Source organism: Saccharopolyspora sp. NPDC045941, assembly GCF_056431445.1.
Genome location: NZ_JBWKKU010000026.1, coordinates 96,165 through 122,499 on the forward strand (window position 1 = coordinate 96,165; position 26,335 = coordinate 122,499).

Annotated in this window: 17 protein-coding genes; 14 read left to right on the plus strand and 3 right to left on the minus strand. The window is 71.4% G+C overall.

The genetic code is table 11. The annotated features are described in order from the left end of the window. Positions 1 to 173 precede the first annotated feature (173 nt). The 11 genes from AC07FN_RS21955 (at position 174) to AC07FN_RS22005 (ending at position 19,844) form a co-directional block, all read left to right on the plus strand. Positions 174 to 5,441 carry a type I polyketide synthase gene (locus tag AC07FN_RS21955; protein ID WP_478397266.1) on the plus strand — a complete coding sequence of 1,756 codons (5,268 nt, stop codon included), beginning with the start codon at positions 174 to 176 and terminating at the stop codon, positions 5,439 to 5,441. A 39-nt stretch (positions 5,442 to 5,480) separates the two neighbouring features. Beyond that, positions 5,481 to 10,892 (plus strand): type I polyketide synthase, encoded by a 5,412-nt coding sequence (locus tag AC07FN_RS21960; protein WP_478397267.1) that lies wholly within the window; start codon positions 5,481 to 5,483, stop codon positions 10,890 to 10,892. Further along, positions 10,889 to 12,028: a cytochrome P450 family protein gene (locus tag AC07FN_RS21965; RefSeq protein ID WP_478397268.1), complete on the plus strand. Its 1,140-nt coding sequence runs from the start codon at positions 10,889 to 10,891 to the stop codon at positions 12,026 to 12,028. Before AC07FN_RS21960 ends, AC07FN_RS21965 begins: the two co-directional genes overlap by 4 nt. A gap of 55 nt (positions 12,029 to 12,083) precedes the next feature. Next, positions 12,084 to 12,752 carry an O-methyltransferase gene (locus tag AC07FN_RS21970; RefSeq protein ID WP_478397269.1) on the plus strand — a complete coding sequence of 223 codons (669 nt, stop codon included), beginning with the start codon at positions 12,084 to 12,086 and terminating at the stop codon, positions 12,750 to 12,752. Positions 12,753 to 12,873: 121 nt separating this feature from the next. Next, positions 12,874 to 13,740, plus strand: a complete 867-nt coding sequence (locus AC07FN_RS21975; protein WP_478397270.1) for a 3-hydroxyacyl-CoA dehydrogenase family protein — start codon at positions 12,874 to 12,876, stop codon at positions 13,738 to 13,740. Continuing rightward, positions 13,737 to 14,024 carry an acyl carrier protein gene (locus AC07FN_RS21980; protein ID WP_478397271.1) on the plus strand — a complete coding sequence of 96 codons (288 nt, stop codon included), beginning with the start codon at positions 13,737 to 13,739 and terminating at the stop codon, positions 14,022 to 14,024. The genes AC07FN_RS21975 and AC07FN_RS21980 overlap by 4 nt, the downstream gene beginning before the upstream one ends. Further along, positions 14,014 to 15,126: an acyl-CoA dehydrogenase family protein gene (locus AC07FN_RS21985; RefSeq protein ID WP_478397272.1), complete on the plus strand. Its 1,113-nt coding sequence runs from the start codon at positions 14,014 to 14,016 to the stop codon at positions 15,124 to 15,126. Before AC07FN_RS21980 ends, AC07FN_RS21985 begins: the two co-directional genes overlap by 11 nt. Positions 15,127 to 15,143: 17 nt before the next feature. Further along, positions 15,144 to 16,223 carry an HAD-IIIC family phosphatase gene (locus AC07FN_RS21990; RefSeq protein WP_478397273.1) on the plus strand — a complete coding sequence of 360 codons (1,080 nt, stop codon included), beginning with the start codon at positions 15,144 to 15,146 and terminating at the stop codon, positions 16,221 to 16,223. Between the two features lie 161 nt (positions 16,224 to 16,384). After that, positions 16,385 to 17,683 carry a cytochrome P450 gene (locus tag AC07FN_RS21995; RefSeq protein ID WP_478397274.1) on the plus strand — a complete coding sequence of 433 codons (1,299 nt, stop codon included), beginning with the start codon at positions 16,385 to 16,387 and terminating at the stop codon, positions 17,681 to 17,683. Between the two features lie 165 nt (positions 17,684 to 17,848). Then, positions 17,849 to 19,255: a phenylacetate--CoA ligase family protein gene (locus AC07FN_RS22000; RefSeq protein WP_478397275.1), complete on the plus strand. Its 1,407-nt coding sequence runs from the start codon at positions 17,849 to 17,851 to the stop codon at positions 19,253 to 19,255. After that, a complete protein-coding gene (locus AC07FN_RS22005) occupies positions 19,239 to 19,844 on the plus strand; it encodes an acyl-CoA-like ligand-binding transcription factor (protein ID WP_478397276.1) in 606 nt (201 codons plus the stop codon). The genes AC07FN_RS22000 and AC07FN_RS22005 overlap by 17 nt, the downstream gene beginning before the upstream one ends. Before the next feature lie 13 nt (positions 19,845 to 19,857). Here the strand turns inward: AC07FN_RS22005 and AC07FN_RS22010 are convergent, their stop codons facing one another. Next, positions 19,858 to 21,165: a cytochrome P450 gene (locus tag AC07FN_RS22010; protein WP_478397277.1), complete on the minus strand. Its 1,308-nt coding sequence runs from the start codon at positions 21,163 to 21,165 to the stop codon at positions 19,858 to 19,860. A 421-nt stretch (positions 21,166 to 21,586) separates the two neighbouring features. Here AC07FN_RS22010 and AC07FN_RS22015 point away from each other — a divergent pair, with 421 nt between their 5' ends. Together AC07FN_RS22015 and AC07FN_RS22020 are read left to right on the plus strand one after the other, a co-directional pair. After that, positions 21,587 to 22,216 carry an HAD family hydrolase gene (locus tag AC07FN_RS22015; protein WP_478397278.1) on the plus strand — a complete coding sequence of 210 codons (630 nt, stop codon included), beginning with the start codon at positions 21,587 to 21,589 and terminating at the stop codon, positions 22,214 to 22,216. A 108-nt stretch (positions 22,217 to 22,324) separates the two neighbouring features. Continuing rightward, a complete protein-coding gene (locus AC07FN_RS22020; protein WP_478397279.1) occupies positions 22,325 to 22,792 on the plus strand; it encodes an SRPBCC family protein in 468 nt (155 codons plus the stop codon). 14 nt (positions 22,793 to 22,806) lie between these two features. Here the strand turns inward: AC07FN_RS22020 and AC07FN_RS22025 are convergent, their stop codons facing one another. Both AC07FN_RS22025 and AC07FN_RS22030 read right to left on the minus strand, forming a co-directional pair. Continuing rightward, positions 22,807 to 23,394, minus strand: a complete 588-nt coding sequence (locus AC07FN_RS22025; RefSeq protein WP_478397280.1) for a TetR/AcrR family transcriptional regulator — start codon at positions 23,392 to 23,394, stop codon at positions 22,807 to 22,809. 10 nt (positions 23,395 to 23,404) lie between these two features. After that, a complete protein-coding gene (locus tag AC07FN_RS22030) occupies positions 23,405 to 24,850 on the minus strand; it encodes an MFS transporter (RefSeq protein ID WP_478397281.1) in 1,446 nt (481 codons plus the stop codon). Between the two features lie 253 nt (positions 24,851 to 25,103). Here AC07FN_RS22030 and AC07FN_RS22035 point away from each other — a divergent pair, with 253 nt between their 5' ends. Continuing rightward, positions 25,104 to 26,219 carry an NAD(P)H-dependent flavin oxidoreductase gene (locus tag AC07FN_RS22035; RefSeq protein ID WP_478397282.1) on the plus strand — a complete coding sequence of 372 codons (1,116 nt, stop codon included), beginning with the start codon at positions 25,104 to 25,106 and terminating at the stop codon, positions 26,217 to 26,219. The last annotated feature ends 116 nt before the right edge of the window (positions 26,220 to 26,335 follow it).

The window sequence follows — 26,335 nt, forward strand, 5'->3', positions numbered from 1 at the left end:
CGACCGCAGCGGCGAGGAAGTCGTGCGGTTCAGCGGAAATCCTCGCGTGCCCGGCCGGTTCTCCGCGCGGCATCTCCCCGAATTCGGGGTGAGCGCGCAGGAACCGGCGTGCCGGCGGTGCGCCCCCCGTGGATCCACCGAACGTCCCCGAGCCCAATATCGGAAGGTATCTGGTGAACACTCAGTCGGCGGCCGTGGCCGAGTTGCGGGACCTGCTGGCCGGGGAGACCGGCGATCGCCAGGACAGGATTCTGCTGAACCTGGTGCGAGCGCAGGTGGTCTCCGTGCTGGGCGGCGGTCTGCCCTCGCGGATCGCCGAGAGCAAGCCGTTCCGGGACATGGGGATCAAGCGGGAGGCGAGGGAGGAGCTGCGGCAGGAGCTTTCGCGGTCCACCGGAATCGCCCTGCCGCCGACCTTGCTCTTCGACCACCCCAACCCGATGTCGGTCGCGCGCTACCTGCGCGAGCGCATCACCGGCCGGTCGGGAGCGGAGTCCTCCGACACGGCGCACGCAGAGGTGCGGTTGGACGAGCCGATCGCGATCGTGGGGATGGCGTGCCGGTACGGGGGTGGCGTGTCGTCGCCGGAGGACTTGTGGGAGCTGGTCGCCGGCGGTCGTGATGCGATGACGGGTTTTCCGGTGGATCGGGGTTGGGACCTGGAGGGTCTTTACGACCCGGACCCCGACCACGCGGGCAAGTCGTACACCCGCGCGGGGGCTTTCCTCGACGACATAGCCGGATTCGACGCCGCGTTCTTCGGCATCTCGCCGCGGGAGGCCGCGGTGATGGATCCGCAGCAGCGGCTGCTCCTGGAGACGACCTGGGAGGCGCTGGAACGGGCCGGCATCGACCCGACGAGCCTCGGCGGAACCAGCGCCGGCGTGTTCGTCGGCACCAACTACCAGGACTACCGGTACGCCTTCGACGAGATCCCGGCGAGTAGCGAAGGCTATGTGATCACCGGGAACGCGGCCAGCGTGAAGTCCGGGCGGCTGGCGTACGTGCTGGGGTTGCACGGGCCGGCGGTCACGGTCGACACGGCGTGTTCGTCGTCGTTGGTGGCGTTGCACCAGGCGTGCCAGGCGTTGCGGCTGGGCGAGTGCGACCTCGCGATCACCGGTGGCGCATCGGTGCTCTCGACGCCCGAGGGTTTCGTCGAGTTCTCCCGCAAGCGCGTCCTTTCCGTCGACGGCCGGTGCAAGGCGTTCGCGGAGTCGGCGGACGGCACGGGCTGGGGTGAGGGCGTCGGCGTGCTCTTGGTGGAGCGCTTGTCGGATGCGGTGCGGCATGGCCGGAAGGTGCTGGCCGTCGTTCGCGGCAGCGCGGTGAGCCAGAACGGTGCGTCGAATGGCTTGACGGCGCCGAATGGTCCGTCGCAGGAGCGCGTGATTCGGGCGGCGCTCGCGAGCGGGGGCCTGTCGGCGTCGGATGTGGATGCGGTGGAGGCGCACGGGACCGGGACTCGGTTGGGAGATCCGATCGAGGCCGGTGCGTTGCTGGCGACCTACGGCGAGGGCCGCTCACCGGAGTGGCCGTTGTGGTTGGGGTCGGTGAAGTCGAACATCGCGCACACGCAGGCCGCTTCGGGCGTGGCCGGTGTGATCAAAATGGTCATGGCCATGGAGAACGGCTTGCTGCCGAAGACCTTGCACGTGGACGAGCCAACGTCCCATGTGGACTGGTCGTCGGGTGCGGTGCGGTTGCTGGTGGCGGAGCGGGAGTGGCCGGAGACCGGCCGTCCTCGCCGCGCGGCGGTGTCATCGTTCGGAGTCAGCGGCACCAACAGCCACGTCATCCTGGAACAAGCCCCTGCCCACGCCGAGGAGGCCGCCGGCGAGGCGCTCCCCGCGGTGCCGTGGGTGCTGTCCGGGCGGACCGAGGACGCGCTGCGCCAGCAAGCGGCGCGGCTGCTGGACCGGGTGGAGCGGGATCCGGAGCTGGACTTGGCGGACCTGGGTGCCGCGCTGGTGAAGAACCGGGCCACCTTCGAGCACCGGGCGGTCGTCGTCGGGGCGGAACGCGCGGACCTGCTCGCCGGGCTGGCGGCGCTCGCCGATGGCGAGTCGGCGCCCCAGGTGGTCCGCGGCGTCGCCGGTGATGTCGACACAGCGCCGGTGTTCGTGTTCCCCGGACAGGGGTCGCACTGGGTGGGGATGGGCCGGGAACTGCTCGATTCCTCGCCGGTTTTCGCGGAATGGATGGACAAGTGCGGCGCGGCGCTGCGGCCCTGGGTGGACTGGGACCTGGCCGACGTGCTGGACGACCAGGAGGCGCTGGCGCGGGTCGACGTGGTCCAGCCCGTGCTGTGGTCGGTGATGGTGTCGCTGGCGCAGGTGTGGCGCTCGCACGGCGTCGAGCCGGGCGCGGTGGTCGGGCACTCGCAGGGCGAGGTCGCCGCCGCGTGCGTGGCCGGTGCGCTTTCGCTGGAGGACGGCGCGCGGGTGGTGGCCTTGCGCAGCCAGGCGCTGGCGCGGCTCGCCGGGAAGGGCGGGATGGTGTCGGTGATGGCGCCGGCCGACCGGGTGGGCGACATGATCGCCCAGTTGGGGGATCGCCTGGCCATCGCGGCGGTCAACGGCCCGGCGTCGGTCTCCGTCTCCGGCGACGAAGGCGCGCTGACCGAGCTGGAGCGCGAGCTGTCCGCGCAGCGCGTGGTGCGCTGGCGCGTCCCCGGAGTCGACTTCACGGCCCATTCGCAGCACGTCGAGGCCCTGGCCGACGAACTTGAACGCGCCCTGGCGCCGACGGAACCGACGACCGCGCGAATCCCCTTCTTCTCCACGGTGGAAGCCGACTGGCTCGACGGTCCGGAGCTCGACGGCGGCTACTGGTACCGGAACTTGCGTCGCCAGGTCCGGTTCGGCGACGCCGTGAAGGCGCTGGCCGAACGGGGGCATGCCGCATTCGTCGAGATCAGCCCGCACGCCGTGTTGACGGCGGCGGTGGAGCAGAACCTCGACGACCTGGGTGATCAGGTCTTCGTCGCCGCCACCCTCCAGCGCGACAAGGGCGATCTGAGCCACCTGTACCGCTCCATGGCCGAAGCCTTCGTCGTCGGCATCCCGGTGGACTGGGCGCCACCGTTCGCGGGATCGGCCCGTCGCGACGTGGACCTGCCGACGTACCCCTTCCAGCGGCAGCGGTACTGGCCCGACAAGCGGCCAGCGGCCGGAACCACGCCGGTGAGCGGCGGGTCATCGGCAGAGCAGCGGTTCTGGACCGTGGTCGAGGGCGAGGACGTCGCGGCGTTGGCGGCGACGCTGGGAGTCGAGGCGACCGGAACGCTGCAGGACGTGCTGCCGGCGCTGGCCGCCTGGCGCCGCCGGGACCGCGAGACCTCGGCGCTGGACGACCTGCGCTATCGAATCACTTGGCAGCCGGCCGAATTCGAGACCCGCCGGCTGTCGGGGACGTGGCTCGCGCTGACCCCCGAAGGCGACGCCGACGAGAAGTGGGCGACCGCGGTGCTGGACGGTCTGGCCGACCGCGGCGCCGTCGTGCTGCCGTTCGGGATGCCTGCCGGGATGCGGCGCGGCGAACTGCTCGACCGGCTCCGCACCACGCTTGCCGACGCCGGGCTGCGGCCGTCGGACGTTTCCGGAGTGGTGTCGCTGCTCGCGTTGGACGAGACCGCCGACCCGGAGCACCCGGGTGTCCCCGCGGGAACCACCGGGACGCTGGCGCTCATCCAGGCCCTCGGCGACGCGGAGGTGGGCGCACCGCTCTGGCTGCTGACCCGGGGAGCGGTCTCCACCGGTGACTCGGATCGGCTGGTCCGCCCGCTGCAGGCGTTGACCTGGGGCCTGGGCCGGGTCGTCGGCCTGGAACACCCCGAGCGGTGGGGAGGATTGGTCGACCTGCCGCCGGAACCGGACGACGGCGTGCTCGGGCGGCTGGCCGGGGTGCTGGGCGCGGCCGACGACGAGGACCACATCGCGATCCGCGACTCGGGGGCGTTCGTGCGCCGCCTGGCCCGGGCCCGGCTCGGCGAGCGGACCGGGGCTCGTGCCTGGCGCCCCCGGCCGGGCGGAACCGTGCTGATCACGGGCGGCACCGGCGTGCAGGCCGGGCACGTCGCCCGCTGGCTCGCCCGCAGCGGTGCCGGTCACCTCGTGCTGCTCGGCCGCCGCGGCGAGGCTGCGCCCGGCATGGCCGAGCGAGTCGCCGAACTGGAGGCGCTTGGCGCCGAGGTCACCGTGGTGGCCTGCGACGTGCGGGACCGGGAGGCGCTGCGCGGAGTACTGGCCTCGATCCCGGCGGAACGACCGCTGTCGGCGGTCGTGCACGCGGCCGGAATCGGCCGGTTGCAGTCGCTCCCCGACACGAGTCCTGCCGACTTCGCGGAGATCGCGGAGGCAAAGGCCGTCGGCGCGCGGCATCTGCACGAGCTGACCGAGGATCTGGACCTCGACGCGTTCGTCCTGTTCTCCGCGATCACCGCGACCTGGGGCGTCGGGCGCCACGGCAGCTACGGCGCGGCGAACACGTACTTGGAGGCGCTCGCGCAGCACCGCCGAGCTCGCGGCCTGCCCGCGACCGCGATCGCCTGGGGCGGCTGGGCCGGGGACGGCATGGCGGTCCGCGACGCCGCTGAGGACACCTTGCGTCGCCGCGGGCTTCCGTGGGGTGCGTGGGCCGAAGCCGGTTCGACGATGCAGGAAGCGGCGGACGAGACGCTGCGGCGCTGGGGCGTCCACGTCATGGCGCCGGAACTGCTGATCACGGCGCTGCAGCAGACTCTCGACGAGGACAACACGCTGGTGACGATCGCGGACATGGATTGGGAGCGCTTCGTCACCGGCTTCACCCTGGCCCGCAGGCGCCCGCTGCTGGACGAGCTGCCGGAGGCGCGGCAGGCGATCGAGGCGATGAGCCGCATCGCCGCGGACGACGCCCGCGGCGGGGAGGAACCGGCGTCGCTGCCGCAACGGCTGGCGTCCGCGTCGCGGCACGAGCAGGACCGGCTGCTGCTGGAGTCGGTCCGCACGCAGGTCGCCGCGGTGCTCGGGCATCCGTCGCCGGAGTCCGTGGACCCCGGGCAGACGTTCCTCGCCATGGGCCTGGACTCGGTGACCGCGGTGCAGCTGCGCAACGGCCTCGGGGCCGTGATCGGCCAGCGGTTGCCCGCCACGGTGGTGTTCGACTACCCGACCACCACCGAGCTCGTGGCCTTCCTCCGCACCAGGCTCGTCAAGGACGACCCCGCCCCGGCCGACAACGCCCCGCTGGGGATCGACGGCCTGGAGAAGGCGCTGGCCGACGGCTCCTACGGCCCGGAGGAGCGCCGCGCGATCGCGGCGCGCCTCGCCGACCTGGCCCGGAGCCTGGGGGCCGCCGCTGCGGAGTCCGATGTGGACGGCAATGGGGTCCGCGACCTCGAATCCGCTGACATCGGCGAGATGTTCGACATCCTCGACAGCGAACTGGACACGCCCTGAGCTCGTGGATGCCCCGGCGGCCGGATAGGTGGAACTGACGTGACGGAAGACGCGAAGACCCTCGACTACATGAAGCGGGCCACCGCCGCGCTGCGCGATGCCCGCAAGCGCGTGCGCGAGCTGGAGGAGCGTTCTCGCGAGCCGATCGCGATCGTGGGGATGGCGTGCCGGTACGGGGGTGGCGTGTCGTCGCCGGAGGACTTGTGGGAGTTGGTCGCCGGCGGTCGTGATGGGGTGGCGGGTTTTCCGGTGGATCGGGGTTGGGACCTGGAGGGTCTTTACGACCCGGACCCCGACCGGCTCGGCAAGTCCTACGTCCGGCACGGGGCTTTCATGGACGACCCCGCCGGCTTCGACCCGGCGTTCTTCGGCATCTCGCCGCGCGAGGCGCTGATGATGGACCCGCGGCAGCGGCTGCTGCTGGAGACCACCTGGGAGGCGTTCGAAAGGGCCTCGATCGCGCCGACTTCGGCGCACGGCACGTCGACCGGCGTGTTCATCGGAGCTTCCGGGGACGACTACCTGGGCCTCCTCGACCGGGTGCCCGACGCGGACGAGGGGTATCTGCTGGCTGCCAACGGGCAGAGCGTCATGTCCGGCCGGTTGGCGTACGTGCTGGGACTGCACGGGCCCGCGGTGACGCTGGACACGGCGTGCTCGTCGTCGTTGGTGGCGTTGCACCAGGCGTGCCAGGCGTTGCGGTTGGGCGAGTGCGACCTCGCCATCGCAGGGGGAGCGGCCGTGATCGTCTCACCCCGGATCTTCGTCGAGGGTTCGCGGCAGCGGAGCCTGGCCGCGGACGGCCGGTGCAAGGCGTTCGCGGAGTCGGCGGACGGCACCGGTTGGGGTGAGGGCGTCGGCGTGGTTCTGGTGGAGCGCCTGTCGGATGCGGTGCGGCATGGCCGGAAGGTGCTGGCGGTCGTCCGCGGCAGCGCCGTGAGCCAAGACGGCGCGACCAACGGTTTGACGGCGCCGAACGGTCCGTCGCAGGAGCGGGTGATTCGTGCGGCATTGGCGAACGCGGGTTTGTCGGCGTCGGATGTGGATGCGGTGGAGGCGCACGGGACCGGGACCCGGTTGGGAGATCCGATCGAGGCAGGTGCGTTGCTGGCGACCTACGGCGAAGGGCACTCGCCGGAACGGCCGTTGTGGTTGGGGTCGGTGAAGTCGAACATCGCGCACACGCAGGCCGCTTCGGGCGTGGCCGGTGTGATCAAGATGGTCATGGCCCTGGAACGTGGTTTCCTGCCGAAGACGTTGCACGTGGACGAGCCATCGTCTCATGTGGACTGGTCTTCGGGTGCGTTGCGCTTGCTGGTGGACGAGCGGGAGTGGCCGGAGACGGGCCGCCCACGGCGCGCAGCGGTCTCGTCCATCGGCGGAGCCGGCACCAACGCCCACGTGATCCTGGAACAGGCCCAGGCCGAGACCGGTACGCCGGAACCCGCAGCTGTTCCGGCGGTGCCGTGGTTGCTGTCCGGCAAGGGCACGCCCGCATTGCGCGCACAGGCCGGAAACCTGCGGAGGTTCGCGGCGTCGGCCCCCGGCACGAGCAGCGAGGACCTGGGGCGGTCGTTGTTCCGATCACGGGCGGCGCTGTCGCATCGCGCCGTGGTGGTCGGCCGGGACCGCGAACGGCTGCTCGCCGGTCTGGCCGCTGCCGAGCGCGATGAGCACTCCACGCAGGTCGTGGTGGGCGTCGCCCGGCAGCACATCGGCGCGCCGGTGTTCGTGTACCCGGGGCAGGGCGGGCAGTGGGCGGGAATGGGCGTGACGCTGCTGGACTCGTCCCCGGTGTTCGCGGCGGCGCTGCAGGAATGCGCGGACGCGTTCGCGCCGCTGGTGGGCTGGTCGGTCGTGGACGTGCTGCGCCGACTGCCGGGAGCTCCGTCGCTGGACCGCGGCGAGGTGGTCCAGCCGGTGCTGTTCTCGGTGATGGTGGCGCTCACGCGCCTGTGGCAGTCCTACGGGGTGCAGCCCGCCGCCGTGCTCGGTCACTCGCAAGGCGAGGTCGCCGCCGCCCACATCGCCGGGGCGCTGACGCTGGCGGACTCGGCCAAGCTCATCGCGAAGCGATGCGAAGCACTGATGCCGTTGCACCGCAGGGGAACCATGGCCGCCATCGCGATGCCGGTCGGGGAACTGCGCCAGCGGCTGGCGAAGTACGGCGACCGGTTGTCCGTAGCCGCGGAGAACGGGCCGACCGCGCTCACCGTCTCCGGCGACCTGGACGCGATCGACGAACTGCTGGAAGAGCTGAAGGCCGCGGGCGTGCGCGCCCGCAAGATCCGGGCGGCCACCGGAGCCGGGCACTCGGCCCAGGTGGAGGCGCTGCGCGACGACCTGCTGGCCGCGTTCGACGGGATTTCCCCGGCGCAGGGGCAGATCCCGTTCTTCTCCACCGTGACCGGCGATGTGCTGGACACCACCGAGCTGGACGCCGACTACTGGTACCGCAACGCGCGCCAGACGGTCCGCTTCGAACCGGCCGTGCGCAGCCTGCTCGCCCGCGGGCACGAGGCGTTCGTCGAGATCAGCCCGCACCCGCTGCTCGCCGAAATGGTCCAGGCGATCGCCGATGCGGCGGAGGCCGAAGTGGTGGTGGGCGACACCCTGCACCGCGACGACGGTGACCTGGACCGGTTCTTCCTCGCCGCGGCCCAGATGCACGTCAACGGCGTGCACGTGGACTGGGAACCCGCCTTCGGCGACGGCGCCTCCCGGACGGTCGACCTGCCGACCTACCCGTTCCAGCGCAAGCGGTACTGGATGGAGTACGTCCCCCGGGGAGCGACCGGATCGCGCTCGGAGGACGCCGGGTTCTGGGATCTGGTGGAGAAAGCGGACCTCCCCGGGTTGGCGGCCGAGCTGGGCGGCGATGCCACTGCGCTCGAACCGGCCATCCCGCTGCTGTCCGCCTGGCGGCGGAAGCGCCGGGAGAAGTCCACACTGGACAACTGGCGGTACCGGACCGGTTTCGCCCGGGTCCCGGAAGCCACCGCGCCACAGCTCGACGGGACTTGGCTCCTCGCCGTTCCGGCCGGACTCGACGACGCCTGGACGGCCGCATCGGCACAGGCCCTCAGCGTGCACGGCGCGACGGTGCGCGAGGTGGAGTTGCCCGCCGACGCGGACCACGGCGTCGCGTTGGAGCGGTTGTGCGCGGCAATCGACGAACCACCGGCGGGCGTACTCTCGCTGCTGGGGCTCGCATCCGGACCACACCCGGCGCGGCCCGCCGGCCTGGTCGCCTCGATCGGCCTCGTGAGCGCGTTGGGTGAACTCGACGTCCAGGCGCCGCTGTGGTGCGCGACCAGCGGAGCCGTATCGACTTCGCCGACCGACGCGCCGCCCGACCCGGCGCAAGCCGAGCTGTGGGGCTTCGGCCGCGCAGTCGCGCAGGAACACCCCGCACGGTGGGGCGGGCTGATCGACCTTCCCGAAGCAGCGGACGAGTTCGCGATGCGGCGCCTCGCAGGCGTCCTCGCGGGACGGACCGAAGACCAGGTCGCGGTGCGGGCATCGGGCGTGTTCGGCTGCCGCCTCGTTCGCGCCCCGCTGGCCGACGCCCAGCCGAAGCGCACCTGGCAGCCGCGCGGCACGGTGCTGGTCACCGGCGCGATCGGCGACGACATCGGGGAAAGCCTGGTGAAGAGGCTGGCCGAATCCGGCGTCGAGCACCTCGTGCTGCAATGCCGGCCCGGGGACCCGGAACCCGGGGAGCTGGCCGCCGGCGACCGGGTGAGCATCGTCGAATGCGACACGAGCGACCGGGAGGCGCTTTCCCGGCTGCTGGCGGGGATCGGCCGGGAGCTCACCGCATTGATCCACGTCGCGCCCCAGAACGCCGGAGCGGAGCAGTTCTGCCCGGGCCCGGCCGACGGCCTGGCGGCCGCCACCAACCTCGACGAACTGCTCGCGGACCGGGAACTGGACGCTTTCGTGCTGCTGTCCTCGGCCGGTGCGGTCTGGGGCAGCGCGGGGCAGGCCCGAACCGGAGCGTTCTTCGACGGGCTGGCCCGGCGACGCCGCGCGCGCGGAGCGGTCGCGACCGCGGTGGCGCTGGACCGCGGAGCCGACTCGGCGATTCCCGTGGAGTTGGTGGTCGACGCGCTTCGCCAGGCGGTGGAGCACGAGGAGACGTCGCTGATCGTGTCGCCGGTCGACTGGACGCGGTTCTTCCCCGAATTCACCGAATCCCGCCCGAGTCCGCTGCTCGCGGACCTACCGGACGTGCGGCGGCTGAGCCGGGGCGACGAGCCCGCGGACGCGTCGTCGCTTGTGGACGAGGTGTCCGGACTTCCCGAGGAGCAGCAGGAAGAAGCGCTCCTGGGCCTGGTCCGCGGCCAGATCGCCGCCGTCCTCAACTACACGCAGGCCGACGAAGTGGATCCGGCGCAGCGCTTCACCGAGCTGGGCCTGGATTCGCTGACCTCGGTGCAGTTGCGCAAGCGGCTCTCGGCGGCCACCGGCCTCAAACTGCCCACCAGCCTGGCCTTCGAACACCCCACGCCGGCCGAGCTCGCCCGGTACCTGCGCACGGCGCTGACCGGCTCCCGCGAAAGCGGTCCGGCCGACATGATGGTCGAGCTCTACCGGCAGGCCTGCGAGAACGGCACGGCCATGGCGGCGATGCCGATGCTGGAGGCGGCCGCGAACCTGCGCCCCGGCGCCAGGAACCCGGAGGAGCTGCTGAACCGGCCCACCCCGCTGCACCTGGCGCGGGGACCGGAGCGGCCCGCGCTGATCTGCCTGACCCCGTTCGTCACGCCGGCCGGCGCGCACCAGTTCGTGCGCCTCGCCGCCCCGTTCCGCGGCAAGCGGGACGTCTGGGTGCTGCCCCACCCCGGTTTCGGCCGCGGCGAACAGCTTCCCGAGAACATGGCAACGCTGGTCCGGCACCACGCGACGACAGTGCTGGAATGCGCGGGCGGCGAGCAGTTCGTGCTGCTCGGCTACTCCTCGGGCGGCTGGGTCGCGCAGGAGGTGGCGGCACACCTGGAGAGCATCTGCTCGCCGCCGGAGCGCCTGGTGCTGGTGGACGCCTACAGCCCCGACCTCCAGTACGCGCACCGGGTCTTCGACGAACTGATGGCGGCGAACTCGCGGCTCGTGCGGACGCTGAACGTCGGCGGCGAAGAACTCACGGCCATGAGCCGGTACCTGCAGCTGTTCGAGAAGTGGGAGGCGCGGCCGGCCGCGGTTCGGACCCTGTTGCTGCGAGCCCGGGAACAGGTGTTCCTCGACGCGACGGGCGGACAGAGCCCGGCACCTCCGGACGGTGTCGACGAGATCGTCGTCGTGCCCGGTGATCACGCCACCATGCTGCACGACCACGCCGCCACGACCGCCGCCGCGCTGGAGTCCTGGCTGGCCGATGACCTCGGGGCAGCTGCAACGGCGTCCGGCGACCCATCGGTGCGGCCGCCGGTGCGAGGAGGATCGTCATGAGGGACATCCCGGTTCGCCAGATGGTCATGTCGTCGGGGTTCCGGCCGTGGCTGATCACCGGCCACGCGGAGGTGCGCGCGGCGCTGGCCGACCAGCGGTTCGCGAAGGACTCGCACCGGGTCGCCGAAATGCTGGACCGGCACTCGTTGTCCGGCAGCGACAGCCTGTTCGGGCAGTCGCTCCTGCACCACATGCTCAACACCGATCCGCCGGAGCACGGCAGGCTGCGCGGGCTGGTCAACAAGGCGTTCACCCCGCGCGCGGTCGAGCGCCTGCGGCCGCGGATCGAGGAGATCTGCGACGAGCTGCTGGACGCCCTGGGCGGGCGGCAGCACGTCGACCTGCTGGCGGTCTTCGCGGTTCCGCTGCCGATCAAGGTGATCTGCGAGCTCCTGGGGGTTCCGCAGGCGGACCGGGAGGAGTTCCGGTCCTGGTCCAACGCGCTCGTCTCGGCGCTGCCGCCGGAAGTCGTGACGGAGGCGTCCAGCGCGATGGCGGACTACCTGCACGGCTTGATCAAGGCCAAGGAGCAGGACCCGGGCGAGGACATGCTCTCCGCGCTGATCCACGCCCGCGACGGCGGTGATCGGCTGACCGCGGACGAGCTGGTCTCGATGGCGTGCCTGCTGCTGGCGGCCGGCCACGAAACCACGGTGAACCTGATCGGCAACGGCATGCTCGCGCTGCTGACCCACCCGGAGCAGCTCGCGGCGCTGCGCGACGACCCGACCCGGTTGCCCGGCGCCATCGAGGAGTTCCTCCGCTACGACAGCCCCATCAACCAGGCGACGCTGCGGTTCACCACCGAACCCGTGGAGATCGCCGGGGTGCGCATCCCGGAGGGCGAGTTCGTGATGCTCAACATCGACTCCGCCAACCACGACGCGCGGCGCTACGCGGACCCGGACGTCCTGGACATCGGCCGGGACGAGGGCGGCCACCTCGCCTTCGGGCACGGCATCCACTACTGCCTCGGCGCGCCGCTGGCCCGGCTGGAGGCGGAGATCGCGTTCACCAAGCTGCTGGGCAGGTACGGCCGGATCGACCTCGCGGTACCGGCCGAGCAGCTGGAGTGGCGGTTCAGCGTCGTGATGCGAGGACTCGAACGGCTCCCGGTCCGGCTCGGCCGGACATAGCCGGAACTCGCTCCGGAGGCACGAGGCAGGTATCAGGCGGGAGGTTGCAGGAGACATGGCCGATCAAACCGGGTTCTCCCCGGAACTGCTCTCCTACGTCCGCGAGGTTTCGCTGCGGGAGGACGAGATCCTGCGCGAACTGCGCGAGGAGACGGTGGCCTATCCGATGGGGAAGGTCATGCAGGTCATGCCCGAGGAAGGGCAGCTGCTGGCGTTCCTGGTCGGGCTGATCGGGGCCCGTTCCGCGCTGGAGGTCGGCACCTTCACCGGCTACAGCACGCTGTGCATGGCCCGGGCGCTTCCCGCCGACGGGCGCCTGGTGACCTGCGACATCACCGACAGGTGGCCGGCGATCGGGGCCCCGTACTGGAAGCGCGCCGGTGTCGCCGACCGGATCGAGGTCCGCGTCGGTGATGCGCGGACGACGCTCGCCGGACTCATCGCCGAGGGCGGCGGGAACCGGACGGACCTGGTGTTCATCGACGCCGACAAGGCGAACTACCCGAGCTACTACGAGGACGCCCTCACCCTGGTGCGCCCGGGCGGGCTGATCGTGCTGGACAACACGGTCTTCTTCGGCAGGGTCGTCGATCCGGCGGCCCAGGATCCGGACACGGTCGCGTTGCGCGAGCTCAACTCGCGCATCCGCGCCGACGACCGGGTCGACCTCGCGATGCTGACCATGGCGGACGGCATTTCCCTCGTCCGGAAGAAGGCGTCCTGATGCTCAGGCCCGCCTCCGGCGGGCGAGAACCACTCGAGACGACAACCAGCCTCCCGCCCATCCGACCGTCCGAACAGGACGGTCGGCGGCGGGTGGCCTCCACACTTCGATAGGAGATGCGGTGGAATTCGGTCCGGGAGAACACCGGCTCACCGTCCTGGGGGCGGGGGTGATGGGATCGAACATCACGACCCTGGCCCTCGGGTACGGGCTGCCCGTGCACCTGGTCGACGTGGACCGGCCGACGCTGGATCAGGCGCGGGCGAGGATCGCCCGGCAGCTGCGGCACGCCCACCTGCTGGGCGCGCTGCTCCCCGACCAACCCGCCGGCGAACTGGTCACCAGCACGTCCGTCGCGGGCGCGGAAGGGTCGACCGCCGTCCTGGAAGCGGTCACCGAACTTCCCGACGTGAAGCGGAAGGTGCTGTCCGAGGTCGCGGCGGTGGTCCCGCCCGGAACACCCCTGGTGTCCAACACATCGGGCATCCCCATAGACGAACTCGCCGAGGAGCTGCCGTGCCCCGAGCTGCTCGTCGGGACGCACTTCATGAACCCGACGTACCTGATCAAGATGGTGGAACTCGTCCGTGGCCCGCGCACCTCCGACGCGGCGGTCGCGGCGGTCGAGTCGCTGCTGGCCGCGCTGGACCGGACCGCGGTCGTCGTCCGGGACGACCCCGGGTTCGTCACCAGCCGGTTGCTGCACCCGATGATCAACCAGGCGGCGCGGATCGTGGAGCGCGGCACCGCCACGGTGGACGCGGTCGACACCTTGATGCAGGGCTGTCTCGGCCACCCGACCGGCCCGCTGCGGACCGCGGACCTGATCGGCCTGGACAACCTCGTGGATTCCCTCGCGTCGCTGTACGAGCGGACCGGCGAGCAGAGCTGCCGGCCGTGCGACCTGCTGCTGGAGAAGGTGGCCAGCGGAGACCTCGGGCGCAAGACCGGCCAGGGCTTCTACGACTACGGAGAGGTGCTCTCATGACAACGGATCAATCGGTCGAGCAGGGTTCCCGCGCGGCGATCGAGCGCGAGCTGCTGTCGTTCCTGGAGCAGCGGCTGAGGACGTCGGTGGCACCCGACCAGGACCTGTTCGCGGAGGGGCTGATCACGTCGCTGTTCGCGATGGAACTGGTGGTCCAGCTGGAGCAGACCTTCGACGTGTCGATCGTCGGACCGGACCTGAAGATGGACAGCTTCCGCTCCGTCAACGCCATGGCGGGCCTCGTCCACCGGCTCCAACGGGCCGCGCCCGGCGATGGCGCCTGAGCGGCTCGCCGACGAACGCGCCCTGGTCGCGGCGCTCGTCGGCGACCAGGCCGATTCCTGGGATGTGGCGGGACTCCTGCCGGGGGAGGTGCTGCGCGAACTCGGCGACCGGGGCCTGCTGTGCCCCCAGGTTCCGGTGGAGCACGGCGGCCTCGGCCTCGACAGCCTCACCTGCGGGGAGTTCACCGCCTACGCGGGCAGCCTCTGCAGCTCGCTGCGCAGCGTGATGACCTCGCAGGGCATGGCGGCGTGGACCATCCAGCGACTCGGCGACGCCGACCAGCGCAGCACCTACCTCGCGCGACTGACCGGCGGGGAGCTGGCGGCGGTCGGGTTCAGCGAACCGGAGGCGGGCAGCGACCTGTCCGCGATCGGCACCGAAATCCGCCAGGACGGCGACTCCGTCGTCGTGAGCGGGCAGAAGGTGTGGATGACCGCCGCGCACTACGCCGACCTGCTGGTGGTCTTCGGTCGCCACGGGGATGGCGCCGCCGCGGTCGTCGTGCCCGCATCGGCACCCGGCGTGCACGTGGAGCGGATCGCGGAGCCGCTGGGCTGCCGCGCGGCGGGGCACGCCGACGTCCGCTTCGATTCCGTGCGGTTGCCGGGCAACAGCGTCCTCGGCGGCACCGGCCAGTCCCTCGCGCTGCTGGTCACGACGGCCCTCGCCTACGGCCGCATGTCGGTGGCCTGGGGCTGCGTCGGCATCCTGCGGGCTTGCCTGGCCGCGGCGAGCGGGCACGCCGCGGCGCGACGGCAGTTCGGCAAACCGCTGGCGGAGCACCAGCTGGTCGCCCGGCACCTCGCCGAGCTGCTGGTGGCCGAGCAGGTCGCGACGAGGGCGTGCGAACACGCGAGTCGCTGCTGGGATTCCGGTTCTCCGGACGCGGTGGTGTCCACAGTGCTCGCCAAGCACGTGAGCTCCGGCCAGGCCGTTGCGGGCGCCGCGTCGGCGGTGCAGGTCTTGGCCTCGGCGGGCGCGCGCGACGGGCACGTCGTGGCCCGCGCCTACCGCGACGCGAAGCTGATGGAGGTCATCGAAGGCAGCAGCGAGATCTGCCAGCTCATCTTGGCGCAGCACGCGCTGACCGCAGCACGATGAACGTTTCGGGAGTACCGATGGACGACAAGCAGACGCTGGTGAAATGCCTGGTCTGGGACCTGGACGAAACCCTGTGGCGGGGCACCCTGGTCGAGGACGGGAACGTGCGCTTGGCCGACGGGATCGCCGCCGTCGTCGAGGAGCTCGACTCCCGCGGCGTCCTGCAGGCGGTGGCCAGCAAGAATGATCACGACCCGGCGTGGGCGCGCCTGGTGGAGCTGGGCGTGGCCGACTACTTCGTGCTTCCCCAGATCGGGTGGGGGCGCAAGTCGGATTCGGTTCGCCGCATCGCGGAGCGGTTGAACTTCGCGCCCGGCACGATCGCCTTCATCGACGACCAGCCGGCCGAACGCGCGGAGGTCGCCTTCCACCTCCCCGAGGTCCGCTGCTACCCGGCCGATCAGGCGCTGGCCCTGCCGGGGCTGCCCGAGTTCAGCCCGCGGGCGGTGACGGTCGATTCCCGGCGGCGCAGGCAGCTGTACCAGGCGAACTTCCAGCGGGAGTCCGAACGGGAGTCCTTCGCCGGGCCCGACGAGGAGTTCCTGCGCACGCTGGGCCTCGAACTGCGCGTCGGCCGGGCGGACGGCGAGGAGCTGTCGAGGGTCGAAGAGCTGACGCTGCGCACCAGCCAGATGAACGCCACCGGGGTGCACTACCCGGACGCCGTGCTGCGCGAGCTCTGCGCCGACCCGGCCCACGAGGTCCTGGTGGTCACGCTCACCGACCGCTTCGGCCCGCACGGCGCCATCGGCGTGCTGCTGCTGGAAACCCGCCCCGACCACTGGCACCTCAAGCTGCTGGCCACCTCGTGCCGGGTGGTCTCCTTCGGGGTGGGCACGGTCGTCCTGAACTGGTTGGTGGACCAGGCATTCCGGGCCGGCGTGCACCTCGTCGCCGACTTCCGGGCCACCGACCGAAACCGGATGATGGACATCGCCTACCGCTTCGCGGGCTTCACCGACGAGCGCTGCGAATGCAGCGCCGAACGCCCGGCGGAAGCCGGGGTCCAGCGGCTGCACCTGGTTCCGGAGCCGCGAGCCCTACCCGAAACGATGAGTCTCGACGCACCGGCCCTCGGCCGCCCCCGCGTCCCGTAGCGCCGCAATTTCCATTGAAATCGAAGGTCCAATTTCAATGGAAATTGCGCAGGACGGAGGAGTCCAGGCGGCGCCCGGGGCCCGCTACTCGCACCGCGACGCGAAACGAGGCTGGAACCAGGCCCCGTTTCTCCCATCCAATCGATGACGGAGGTTCCACGATGTCCGGTCAGCAGTCCCGGGCCGACCAGAGCACGTTCGCCGAGCTCGGGCTCCGGGCGAGGCTGTTCGCCCAAGGGGCGCTGGCCTACCTGTTCGCCAAGGGCGGTGATTCCTTCGCCCGCCTGCTGCACTCCCCGTGGCGCGACGACCCGTACCCGATCTACGCGGCGATGCGGGCGCGGGGGCCGCTGATCCGCAGCAAGCTCGGGCTGCTGATCTGCACCACCCACGAACTCTGCGAGGAAGTGCTGCGGGACCGGCGATTCGGCGTGCTCCGCAGCGACGGGTCCTACGGCGACCCCACCGCGGCCGCCGTCGACCTCCAGCTCTCGCTGCTCGAACTCGACCCGCCGGACCACACCCGGATCCGGCGCCTGGCCGCGCCGGAGCTGCGGCCGCGCCGCATGGAGAAGTACCGCCAGCGGATCGAGGACATCGCCAACGAACTGCTGGACGAGGCGATCGCGCGCGGCAGCTTCGACCTGGTCCGCGACTACGCCAGCCTGCTGCCGATCCGGGTGATCTGCGACCTGCTCGGGCTGTCCCAAGTGGACGCCGACCGGCTGGGGCACCACGGCCTGGTGGTGTCCGGCTCGTTGGACGGGGTCCGCTCGACCAAGCAGCTCCGGCAGATGCGGGAATCCCTGAACGAGCTGGACGCGATGTTCGCCAGGCTCATCGAGCAGCGCCGCGCGGACCCGGGCGACGACGTCGTGAGCAACCTGGTGACCGCGCTCGACGATGACAAGATCACCAGCACGGAGCTGGTGCAGCTGTGCAACCTGCTGCTGGTCGCCGGCTTCGAGACGACCGTCAGCATGGTCGGCAACGGCGCGAACGCGCTGCTGAACCACCCGGAGCAGTGGCACCTCCTGCGCGCCGACCCGAGCCTGGCACCGGCCGTGGTGGAGGAGGCCCTGCGCTGGGACCCGCCGGTGCAGATGACCGGCCGGATCGCGCACGAGCCGCTGGAGCTCGCCGGCCGCCGGCTGCGCAAGGACACGCCGGTGCTGGTGCTGCTGGCCTCGGCCGGCCGGGACCCGGCGAAGCACGAGGATCCCGACCGCTTCGACATCACCCGGGAGGTCCAGGGCGAGCACCTGGCCTTCTCGTCGGGCAGCCACTACTGCCTCGGCGCCCCGCTGGCGCGGATCGAGGGGGAGGTCGCGTTCCGCTGCCTGGCCACCCGGGTGCCCGATCTGCGCCGCGCCGGACCTGTGGTGCGCCGCCCGACGTCGGTCGTCCGCGGCCTGGCGTCCTTCCCGGCGTTCCCGGGAAAGATCGCTCAGCGCACCTGAACCGCCCCGCCAGGCATCGCGCGCGGCGATGTCCCGAGCAGTCCGCTAGCGCGCCGTTCAACGGCACCTCCGGTCCGCCGGGGTGCCCTTCTTCGCGTCCGAGTAATCTGACAGTCGACTCTCAAATGGGAGTACACTGTCAATATTCTTCGTGAGGGAGTGGTCGTGCGCGAGAGCATCCTGGGGCGGCTGAGGGAGGCGGACCGGCTGCGTCGGCTCGGTCCGGCGGCGATGGCGGAGCGCGGGCGGGCCCGGTTGGCCGCGCAGGTCGCCTTCGCCAGGGCGAATTCGCCCTTCTACCGGCGGCTCTACCGGGGCCTGCCGGACCGGGTCACCGACCCGGCGCTGCTGCCGGTGACCGGCAAGAAGGCGCTGATGTCGGAGTTCGACGACTGGGTCACCGACCGCTCGGTGACGTGGGCGGCGGCGCAGGAGTTCGTGGCCGACCCCGGATCGGCCGGGAAGCCGTTCGCCGGGCGGTACACGCTGATCACGGCGTCGGGCACGACAGGCGCGCCGGGAATCTTCGTGGTCGACCAGCGGGCGCTGGCCGTCAACGTCGCGTTGGCGTCGCGGATGCGGAGTTCCTGGCTGGGGGCGGCCGGGCTGGCCGGGGCGGTGGCGCGCGGTGGCCGCATGGCGCTGGTCGTGGCAACCGGCGGCCACTTCCTGGTGGCGGCCGGATCCGAGCGGCTGTTCGCCAACCCGGTCACCCGCCGGCTCGTCCGGGTGTTCTCCGCGCACGCGTCGATGGCGGAGCTGGTGGCCGGGCTGAACGCCTTCCGGCCCGCGATCGTCATCGGCTACGCCAGCGTGGTCTCCCTGCTGGCCCGCGAGCAGTACGAACGCCGCCTGCACATCGATCCGGTGCTGGTGGAGACGGCCGGCGAAGCGGTGGCGCCGTGGGAACGGGAGCGGATGGCCGCGGCCTTCGGGGCGCGCGTCCGCGACACCTACGGGGCCACCGAATGCCCTTTCCTGACCGACGGTTGCGCGCACGGCTGGTACCACGTCAACAGCGACTGGGCGGTGCTCGAACCCGTCGACGCCGACCACCGGCCGGTCCCGCCCGGCGAGCTGTCGCACACCGTGCTGGTGAGCAACCTGGCCAACCGGATCCAGCCGATCCTGCGCTACGACCTCGGCGACAGCGTCCTGCAGCGGCCGGACGCCTGCCCGTGCGGCGACCCGCGGCCCGCGTTCCGGGTGCGCGGCCGCGTGGCCAACAGCCTTGCCTTCCCCGCACCGGGCGGGGGAACGGTCGAGATCCCGTCGATGGTGCTGAACACCCTGATCGACCGGGTGCCCGGGGTCGGCCTGTTCCAGGCCGAGCAGACCGGGCCGATGGCGCTGCGGATCAGGCTGACCTGCGCCGCGGGCGCCGATGCGGAGGAGGTCTGGCGCACCGTGCTCGACGGAGTTGCCCGCGCCCTCGCCGACCGGGGCTTGGGAGGTGTCGACCTGCAACGGGCCGCGGAGCCACCGCAGCAGGGCCTGGGCGGCAAGTTCCGCACCGCGATCCCGTTCGATCCGGCGCGGCGAGGAGAATCGAGCCATGACGGCAAGCCCTGAACCGAGCCCGGCCCCCGGGCTGCGGGCGAAGAAGAAGGCCCGGACCCGCTCGGCGATCCAGCGGCAGGCGCTGCGGTTGTTCGCGGCCCAGGGCTACGAGACGACCACCGTCGAGCAGATCGCCGAGGCCGCGGAGGTCTCGCCCAGCACCGTTTTCCGCTACTTCCCGACGAAGGAGGAGCTGGTCATCTCCGACGGCTACGCCCCGGAGGTGGTCGAGGCGTTCCGCGCCCAACCTGCGGAGCTGACTCCTCTGCAGGCCGTCCGCGGGGCGATCGGCTCGGCTTTCGGCGGGCTCTCCGGCGACGAAGTCGCGCGGCGGCGGCAGCTCCAGGAACTCGTGCTCACCGTCCCGGAACTCTGGGCGGCGAGCTTGGGCAACATCAGGCAGACCCAGCGCATGCTCGCCGAGCTGGTGGCCGAACGGGCCGGTCGCGATCCCGGGGACGCGGCGGTCCGCAGCTTCACCGGGGCGGTGTTCGGCGTGCTGCTGGAGGTGTGGCTGCGCTGGGCGGATGATCCGGACCTGGACGCGCTGGAGGCGTTGGATCGGGGCCTGGAGCATCTGGAAGCCGGTCTGCCGCTGTGAACCGGCCTTTCGCTCACGACTTGCGCGGGGTGAAACGCGCGGCGAATCCCTGCGGCTGCAGGAGTTCCTGGAACTTCGGCGGGCAGGAACCGTCCTCTGTGGTCACCTCGTACTCGCGCACCAACCAGAAGGCGGCCAGCGCCATCTGGATCATGCCGAGCTGGGTGCCGACGCAGACCCGGGGTCCGGCGCCGAACGGGATGTAGGTGTGGCGGTGCGGGGACTCCTGCGCGTCGAGCCACCGCTCCGGCACCAGCCGGTCCGGATCGGACCACCAGCGCGGGTCCCGGTGGATCAGGTAGGGGCTGAACATCACCTGGTCGTTCGGCCGCAATCGCCACTCGCCGAGCGCGGTCTCCCGCCGGGCGGTCCGCCCGATCAGCCAGGTGGGCGGCCACAGCCGCAGGACTTCCTTGATCACCGCCTCGGTCTGCGGCAACGCGGACAGCGGCGGCGCCTCCTCGTGCGGCCAGGCCTCGGCCTCCTCGGACACCCGGCGCCGCAGTTCGGGCTCGGTCGCCAGCACCCGCACCAGCCACGTCAGCGCCGAAGCCGGCACCCCGTACGCGGCCAGCATGATGCCGCGGAGCAACCGCTGGACCTGGAGCTCGCTGAGCTCGGGATCTCGGGCGGCGAGCAGCACGTCGAGCAGGTCCTGCGGCTGATCGGGCCGTGCCGGCGAACTCGCCTGGCGCTTCCGGATCTTCTCGGTGATGACGACCAGCGTGCTCTCCCGCGCCTTGAGGAAGCGCCGGATGCGCTTGGACGGCCACCACGCCGGGAACAGCTGGGAGCTGCCACCGAGCGGCTCGATCGCCTTGACGTTCTCGGTGAGGACCTCCGGCACGCCACCGGAATCGGCGCCCAGGCAGAAGTCCGCCGTGGCGCGGCCGGCGAACTGCTCCATCACGTGGAGGACTTCGACCTGGCGGCCACCGGTCTCGTCGAGCGTCCGCTGGAACAGCGGGTGCAGCCGGGCAGAATGGGCGTGGGAGACCGCGCGGCTGAGCCCGTGCCAGCCCTTCCGCCTGGCGGTCATCCACACCTGCGCGTCCGTCGCCGCGCGCTCCGGATCGATCCGCGTCGCGATCGGCGTGCTCTCGCTGTGGAAGTCCTCGTTGGTCCGGGCGAGCATGTCGTGCACCAGATCCGGGGCGAGCACCACGATCGTGCGGTCGTCGAAGGAGAAGACGTCGCCGTATTCCTGGTGGCAGCGGCGGAGGAACGCCATCCGGTCGCGGTCGTAGTCGAGCGTGTTCCCGACGAGTAGGCGACCCTTCGGGCCGGGCGGCCGAGCCGTGCTGGTTCTGGTGCTGGTCAACGGTTTCCCTCCGGAATGCGGGGTGGAGGTGAGGAGCGGACTCCACCCCGCCGCGGTGTCAGTTGGCGATGATCCAGTAGGTGTAGAAGCCGCCCATCCGGGTCTTGCCGACCAGTCGTGCCGCGATGTGCCGGACGTAGCTCGTCATTTCGCCTCCTTGATCAGGGGTTATCTGTTGACGAAGTTTGCGCAATCGAAAGTTGAAATCCAACGACTGAACGGGCTAACCTGCGTGCGGCCGAAAGTCCGTGCATAGCAGGGAATCCGGGACGAACGCACCGCGATCGATCCAGGAGGGAGGTCTGTCCGATGACGACAGTGCGGGCGGATTCCGGGCTCGCACGGGCTGTTGGCGGGCCGAGTGCTCCGGCCGGACCGGTGCGGCGGCCGTGGACCGTCCGCTGGTGGCACCATGGGCTCCATGCCCGAGAAGGAGTTCGATGCGATCCTCTGCGACCTCGACGGAGTCATTCGCTGGTGGGACCCGGAAATCATGTCCGGACTGGACCGCGCGAACGGCCTGCCGCGGGGGACGCTGGCGAAGACGGCGTTCGCGCCGGACCGGCTGAACCCCGCGATCACCGGGGCCCGGACGGACGAGCAATGGCGCGCGGCGATTGCCGCCGACCTCGCCGAAGCCTGCGGAAGCCCGGAGGCGGCGCGTGCGCTCGTCGCCGAGTGGTCCGCCCACGCGGGCGAAGTCGTCGAAGAAGTCGCGGAACTGCTCGCGGCGGCGCGGGAACACGTCCCGGTGGTCCTGGTGTCGAATGCGACCACCAGGCTGGAATCGGACCTGGCCCGGCTCGGGATAGCGGATCTCCTGGACGAAGTGGTCAACAGCGCCCGGGTGGGAATCGCCAAACCAGACCCGGGGATCTACCGGTTCGCGGCGACCCGAGCAGGTGTCCCGGAAGCGCGCTGCCTGTTCGTCGACGACACCCTCCAGAACGTCGAAGCGGCCCGGGGGCTGGGCATGAGAGCACTGCACCACCGAAACCCGGCCCAATTGCGCGAAATCCTCGCGCCGCTGCTGAGCTGGGCTCGCGAATGAGGGAGTGCTGCGGCTCCGCTCCGCGTGCTTAGCGGAAATCCAGCCGTATCGGCGTGCCGGGAGGAGGAAACCGGCGAGGGGATCGACGAAAACACCTAGAATCGGCGCATGGGCAGGACTGACCGCGCCAGCCGGGTGATCGCGGCGCCACCGGCGACCGTTTACGGCGCTCTCCTCGACCGGGAGTCCCTCGAGGCCTGGCTGCCGCCGGACGGCATGCGCGGCCGGATCGAGCGGTGGGATCCCCGGCCCGGTGGCGGGTTCCGGATGGTCCTCACCTACCTCGATCCCGAGGGTAGTCCTGGCAAGACCTCGGATGCCACGGACGTCGTCGACGTCGGGTTCGCCGACTTGGTGCCGAACGAGCGCGTGGTGCAGCGGGCGGTGTTCGAGGCCGCCGATCCGTCGTTCGCGGGCACCATGACGATGACCTGGCGCCTCGCCGCCGCCGGCGCCGGGACCGAGGTGACCGTCACCGCCGCGGACGTGCCACCCGGTATCGATCAAGCGGCCCACGAGGAGGGGATCGCCTCCTCGCTCGCCAACCTGGCGGCGTACGTCGAAGCGGCCGGCTGACCGAAAGCGGTGCGCTACAGGGGGCCGTCGATCCAGTTCTGCAGCAGCGGGGCCGTGATCGCGATCAGGTCTTCCTTCGGTTCTGCGCTGATCGCCTTGGTCTTCAGGACCAGCCGGGCAGCGCCCAGGCCCATCAGGTGGCTGCAGACCAGCTCCGCCCGGAGGCGCGCCTTCGGGCCGGTCAGGCGCTTGGCCAGCCGGCTCACCAGCTGGCGTTCGAAGTTCGCGCGGAACTGCGCCCCGGCCGGTCGCGACGACGTGAAGACCGCCCGCACCAGCGGGTCGCCCTGGGTCCGGTCGTGGTAGTCCAGCAGCGTCCGGACCAGGTGCTCGCCGAGCCGGGGGAGCTCGCAGTCGAGCAGTCGCTCCGCGTCCTGCTCGAAGCCCGAGGCCTCCGCGAACAGGCTTTCCTTGCTGCCGAAGTACTTCATCACCAGCGCCGCGCTGACCTCGGCGTCCGCCGCGATGTCGCGCAGCGTCACGTCGGCGTAGCCGCACGACGAGAAGCGGCGCCGCGCCGCCTTGAGGATCTCTTCGCGGGTGGCGCACGCGTCGCGCCGCTGGTCCTCGCCGACCGCTGGGGCCGGAGCCGTGCTGGACATGCCGTTCAGGCTAGCGCGACCGCCCCGCCGCGGTCGCCACCTGCGCGGTAACAGGCGTGTACCGGCGGGTTCCCGGCGTCGCCGCGGCGATCAGCGCGGCCAGCAGCGCCGCCGCGCCCGCCACCAGGAACACCCACGAGTACGAGAGCGTCGACGGGTAGTTCACGCCGGCGATCTGCACCACCGACCCGGTCGTCAGCGCGACGACGATGGCGCTGCAACTGGACGTGCCGATCGAGCGGGCCAGGCTGTTCAGGCTGTTCGCGGCGGCCGTTTCGGTCTGCGGCACCGCCTGCATGATCAGCGTGGGCAGGGCGCCGTAGGACAACGCGCCGCCGATCGCGCCCACGGTCAGGTTGAACACCACCAGCGGCAGCGGCGAGTGCAGGAAGGACCCCGCGAGGTTGCCCACCATCAGCACCGTGCCGCCCAGGATCAGCGTGGTGCGCGGGCCGCGCCGCCGGGAGATCCGCGCGGACACCGGCGAGAACACGCCCATCGCGGCGCCGATGGGCAGCAGCACCAGGCCGGTCAGCACCAGCGACATGCCGAAGCCGTAGCCGGTGTCCTCCGGGGCCTGCAGGATCTGCGAGCCCACGAGGAACCCGGCGAACATCGCCATGCCGACCAGCACCGACGCGATGTTGGTCAGCAGCACCGCGGGCCGGGCCGACACCCGCAGGTCCACCAGCGGCGCATCGACGCGCAGTTCGTACACGCCCCACACCAGGAACGACACCGCCGCCGCGACGAGCAGGCCGACGACGATCCCGCTGGTCCAGCCCCATTCGTTGCCCTTGGAGATCGCCAGCAGCAGGCACGTCAGCGCCACCGACAGCCCCACCGCGCCGAGGAAGTCGAACCGGCCGCCGGTGCGCAGCGGCGACTCCGGGACGATCCAGAGGATCAGCGCGATCTCGGCGATCGCGAACACGGCCGCGCCCGCGAACAGCCAGTGCCAGTTGAGGTTCTCGGCGACCACGCCGGTCACCGGCAGCCCCACCGCGCCGCCGATGCCCAGCGTCGCGCTCATGAACGCCACCCCGGAGCCGATCCGGCCCTCCGGTAACTCGTCGCGCATGATGCTGATCCCCAGGGGCACCACGCCGACCGCCGCGCCCTGCAGCACCCGGCCGACGAGCACGGCGGTGAAGTCGTCGCTGACGGCGCCGATCGCGCTGCCCCCCGCCATGGTGGCCAGCGAGATCAGCAGCATCCGGCGCTTGCCGTACATGTCGCCGAGCCGGCCGAGGACGGGGGCGCACACCGCGCCCGCCACCAGCGGCGCGGTGACCAGCCAGCCCGCGTTGGACCGCGAGGTATCGAGGAGCCTGGGGAATTCCGGGAGCAGCGGTACGACCAGGGTCTGCATCAACGACACCGCGATGCCGCACGAGGCGAGGACTCCGATGATGAGCCTCGAACTGCGTCGTGCGGTGGGCGTGGCCAGGCTCATCGGGCTCCTCGCTATCGGCGTGAACTTGTGTTCACCATGCAAGTAAACTCGTGTTCACCCCGTGCCGCAAGGCGCTGCCGGTGTCGATTCAGTTCGATTCGGGATGTTTCGCCCACGTACTCGTCCATTGTGGATAGACCTGGGTGGGGGATTGCGGCGGCGTCGGCGAAATGCGTTCTGGTGCTCGGCGGCCGCAGTAGGCATCATGCGGCTGTCCGGCGCAATGTCGCCCCGGCGATGGGAAGGAGCGCGCATGCGCACCGCGTTGACCGAACTGCTGGGCATCGAAAGTCCGCTGGTGGGATTCAACCGGTCACCCGGTGTGGTCGCGGCCGTGACCAACGCCGGCGGCATCGGCGTGCTCGCCGCGACCGGCTACACCCCGGAAGAGCTCGACGCGCAGCTCACCTGGATCGAGGAGCAGGTGGACGGCCGCCCCTACGGCGTCGACGTGCTGGTGCCCGCCAGGACGGCCACCGGAGACCCGGCGGACTACCTGGCCAGCCTGCGCGCCCAGATCCCGCAGAAGCACCACGACTTCGTCGACTCGCTGCTGGCGAAGTACGGCATCCCGCCGGCCGACACGGCATCGGCGGGCGACCGGTTCGCCGCCAGCGTCGGCCCGGAGATCGTGCAGCCGCTGCTCGACGTCGCCTTCTCGCACCGGGTCGCCCTGGTCGCGAACGCGCTCGGCACCCCGCCGCCGGCCATGCTGGAGCGCGGCAAGGCCGACGGGGTGCCGATCGCGGCGCTGGTCGGCTCGCCGAAGCACGCGCAGCGACAGCTGGACATGGGCGTCGACCTGCTCGTCGCGCAGGGCACCGAGGCCGGCGGGCACACCGGGACCATCGCGACCATGGTGCTGGTGCCGGAGGTCGTGGACCTCGCGGGCGACGTGCCGGTGCTGGCGGCCGGCGGCATCGCCACCGGGCGGCAGATGGCGGCGTCGCTGGCGCTGGGCGCGGCCGGCGTGTGGTGCGGCTCGGTGTGGCTGTCCAGCCACGAGGACATCACCTCGCCCGCGGTGAAGGCCAAGTTCCTGGCCGCGACCAGCGGCGACACGCTGCGCTCGCCGACCCGAACCGGAAAACCGGCCCGTCAGCTGCGCAGCGCGTGGCACGAGGAGTGGGCGAGCCCGGGCAGCCCGTCGCCGCTGCCGATGCCGCTGCAACCGATGCTGGTCGACGAGGCGTGGCGGCGGATCAACCAGGCGGCCGAAGCGGGCAACGACGGAGCGAAGGCCCTGGCATCGTTCTTCATCGGCCAAGTCGTCGGCACGTTCCGGGAACTCCGGCCGGCGGCGGACATCACCCGAGAGATCATCGAAGACTGCAAAAAGGTCTTCACCAACCTCGCCAACCTCACCTGACGACGCCCCCCGCAATTTCAATGAGGTGATCTCAGTAAGAGGTTAGGTGAGTTGGCTGTGTTCGTAGTGGGTGAGGACGAGTGCGGCTTGGACGATGCGGCCGATTTTGCGGGGGC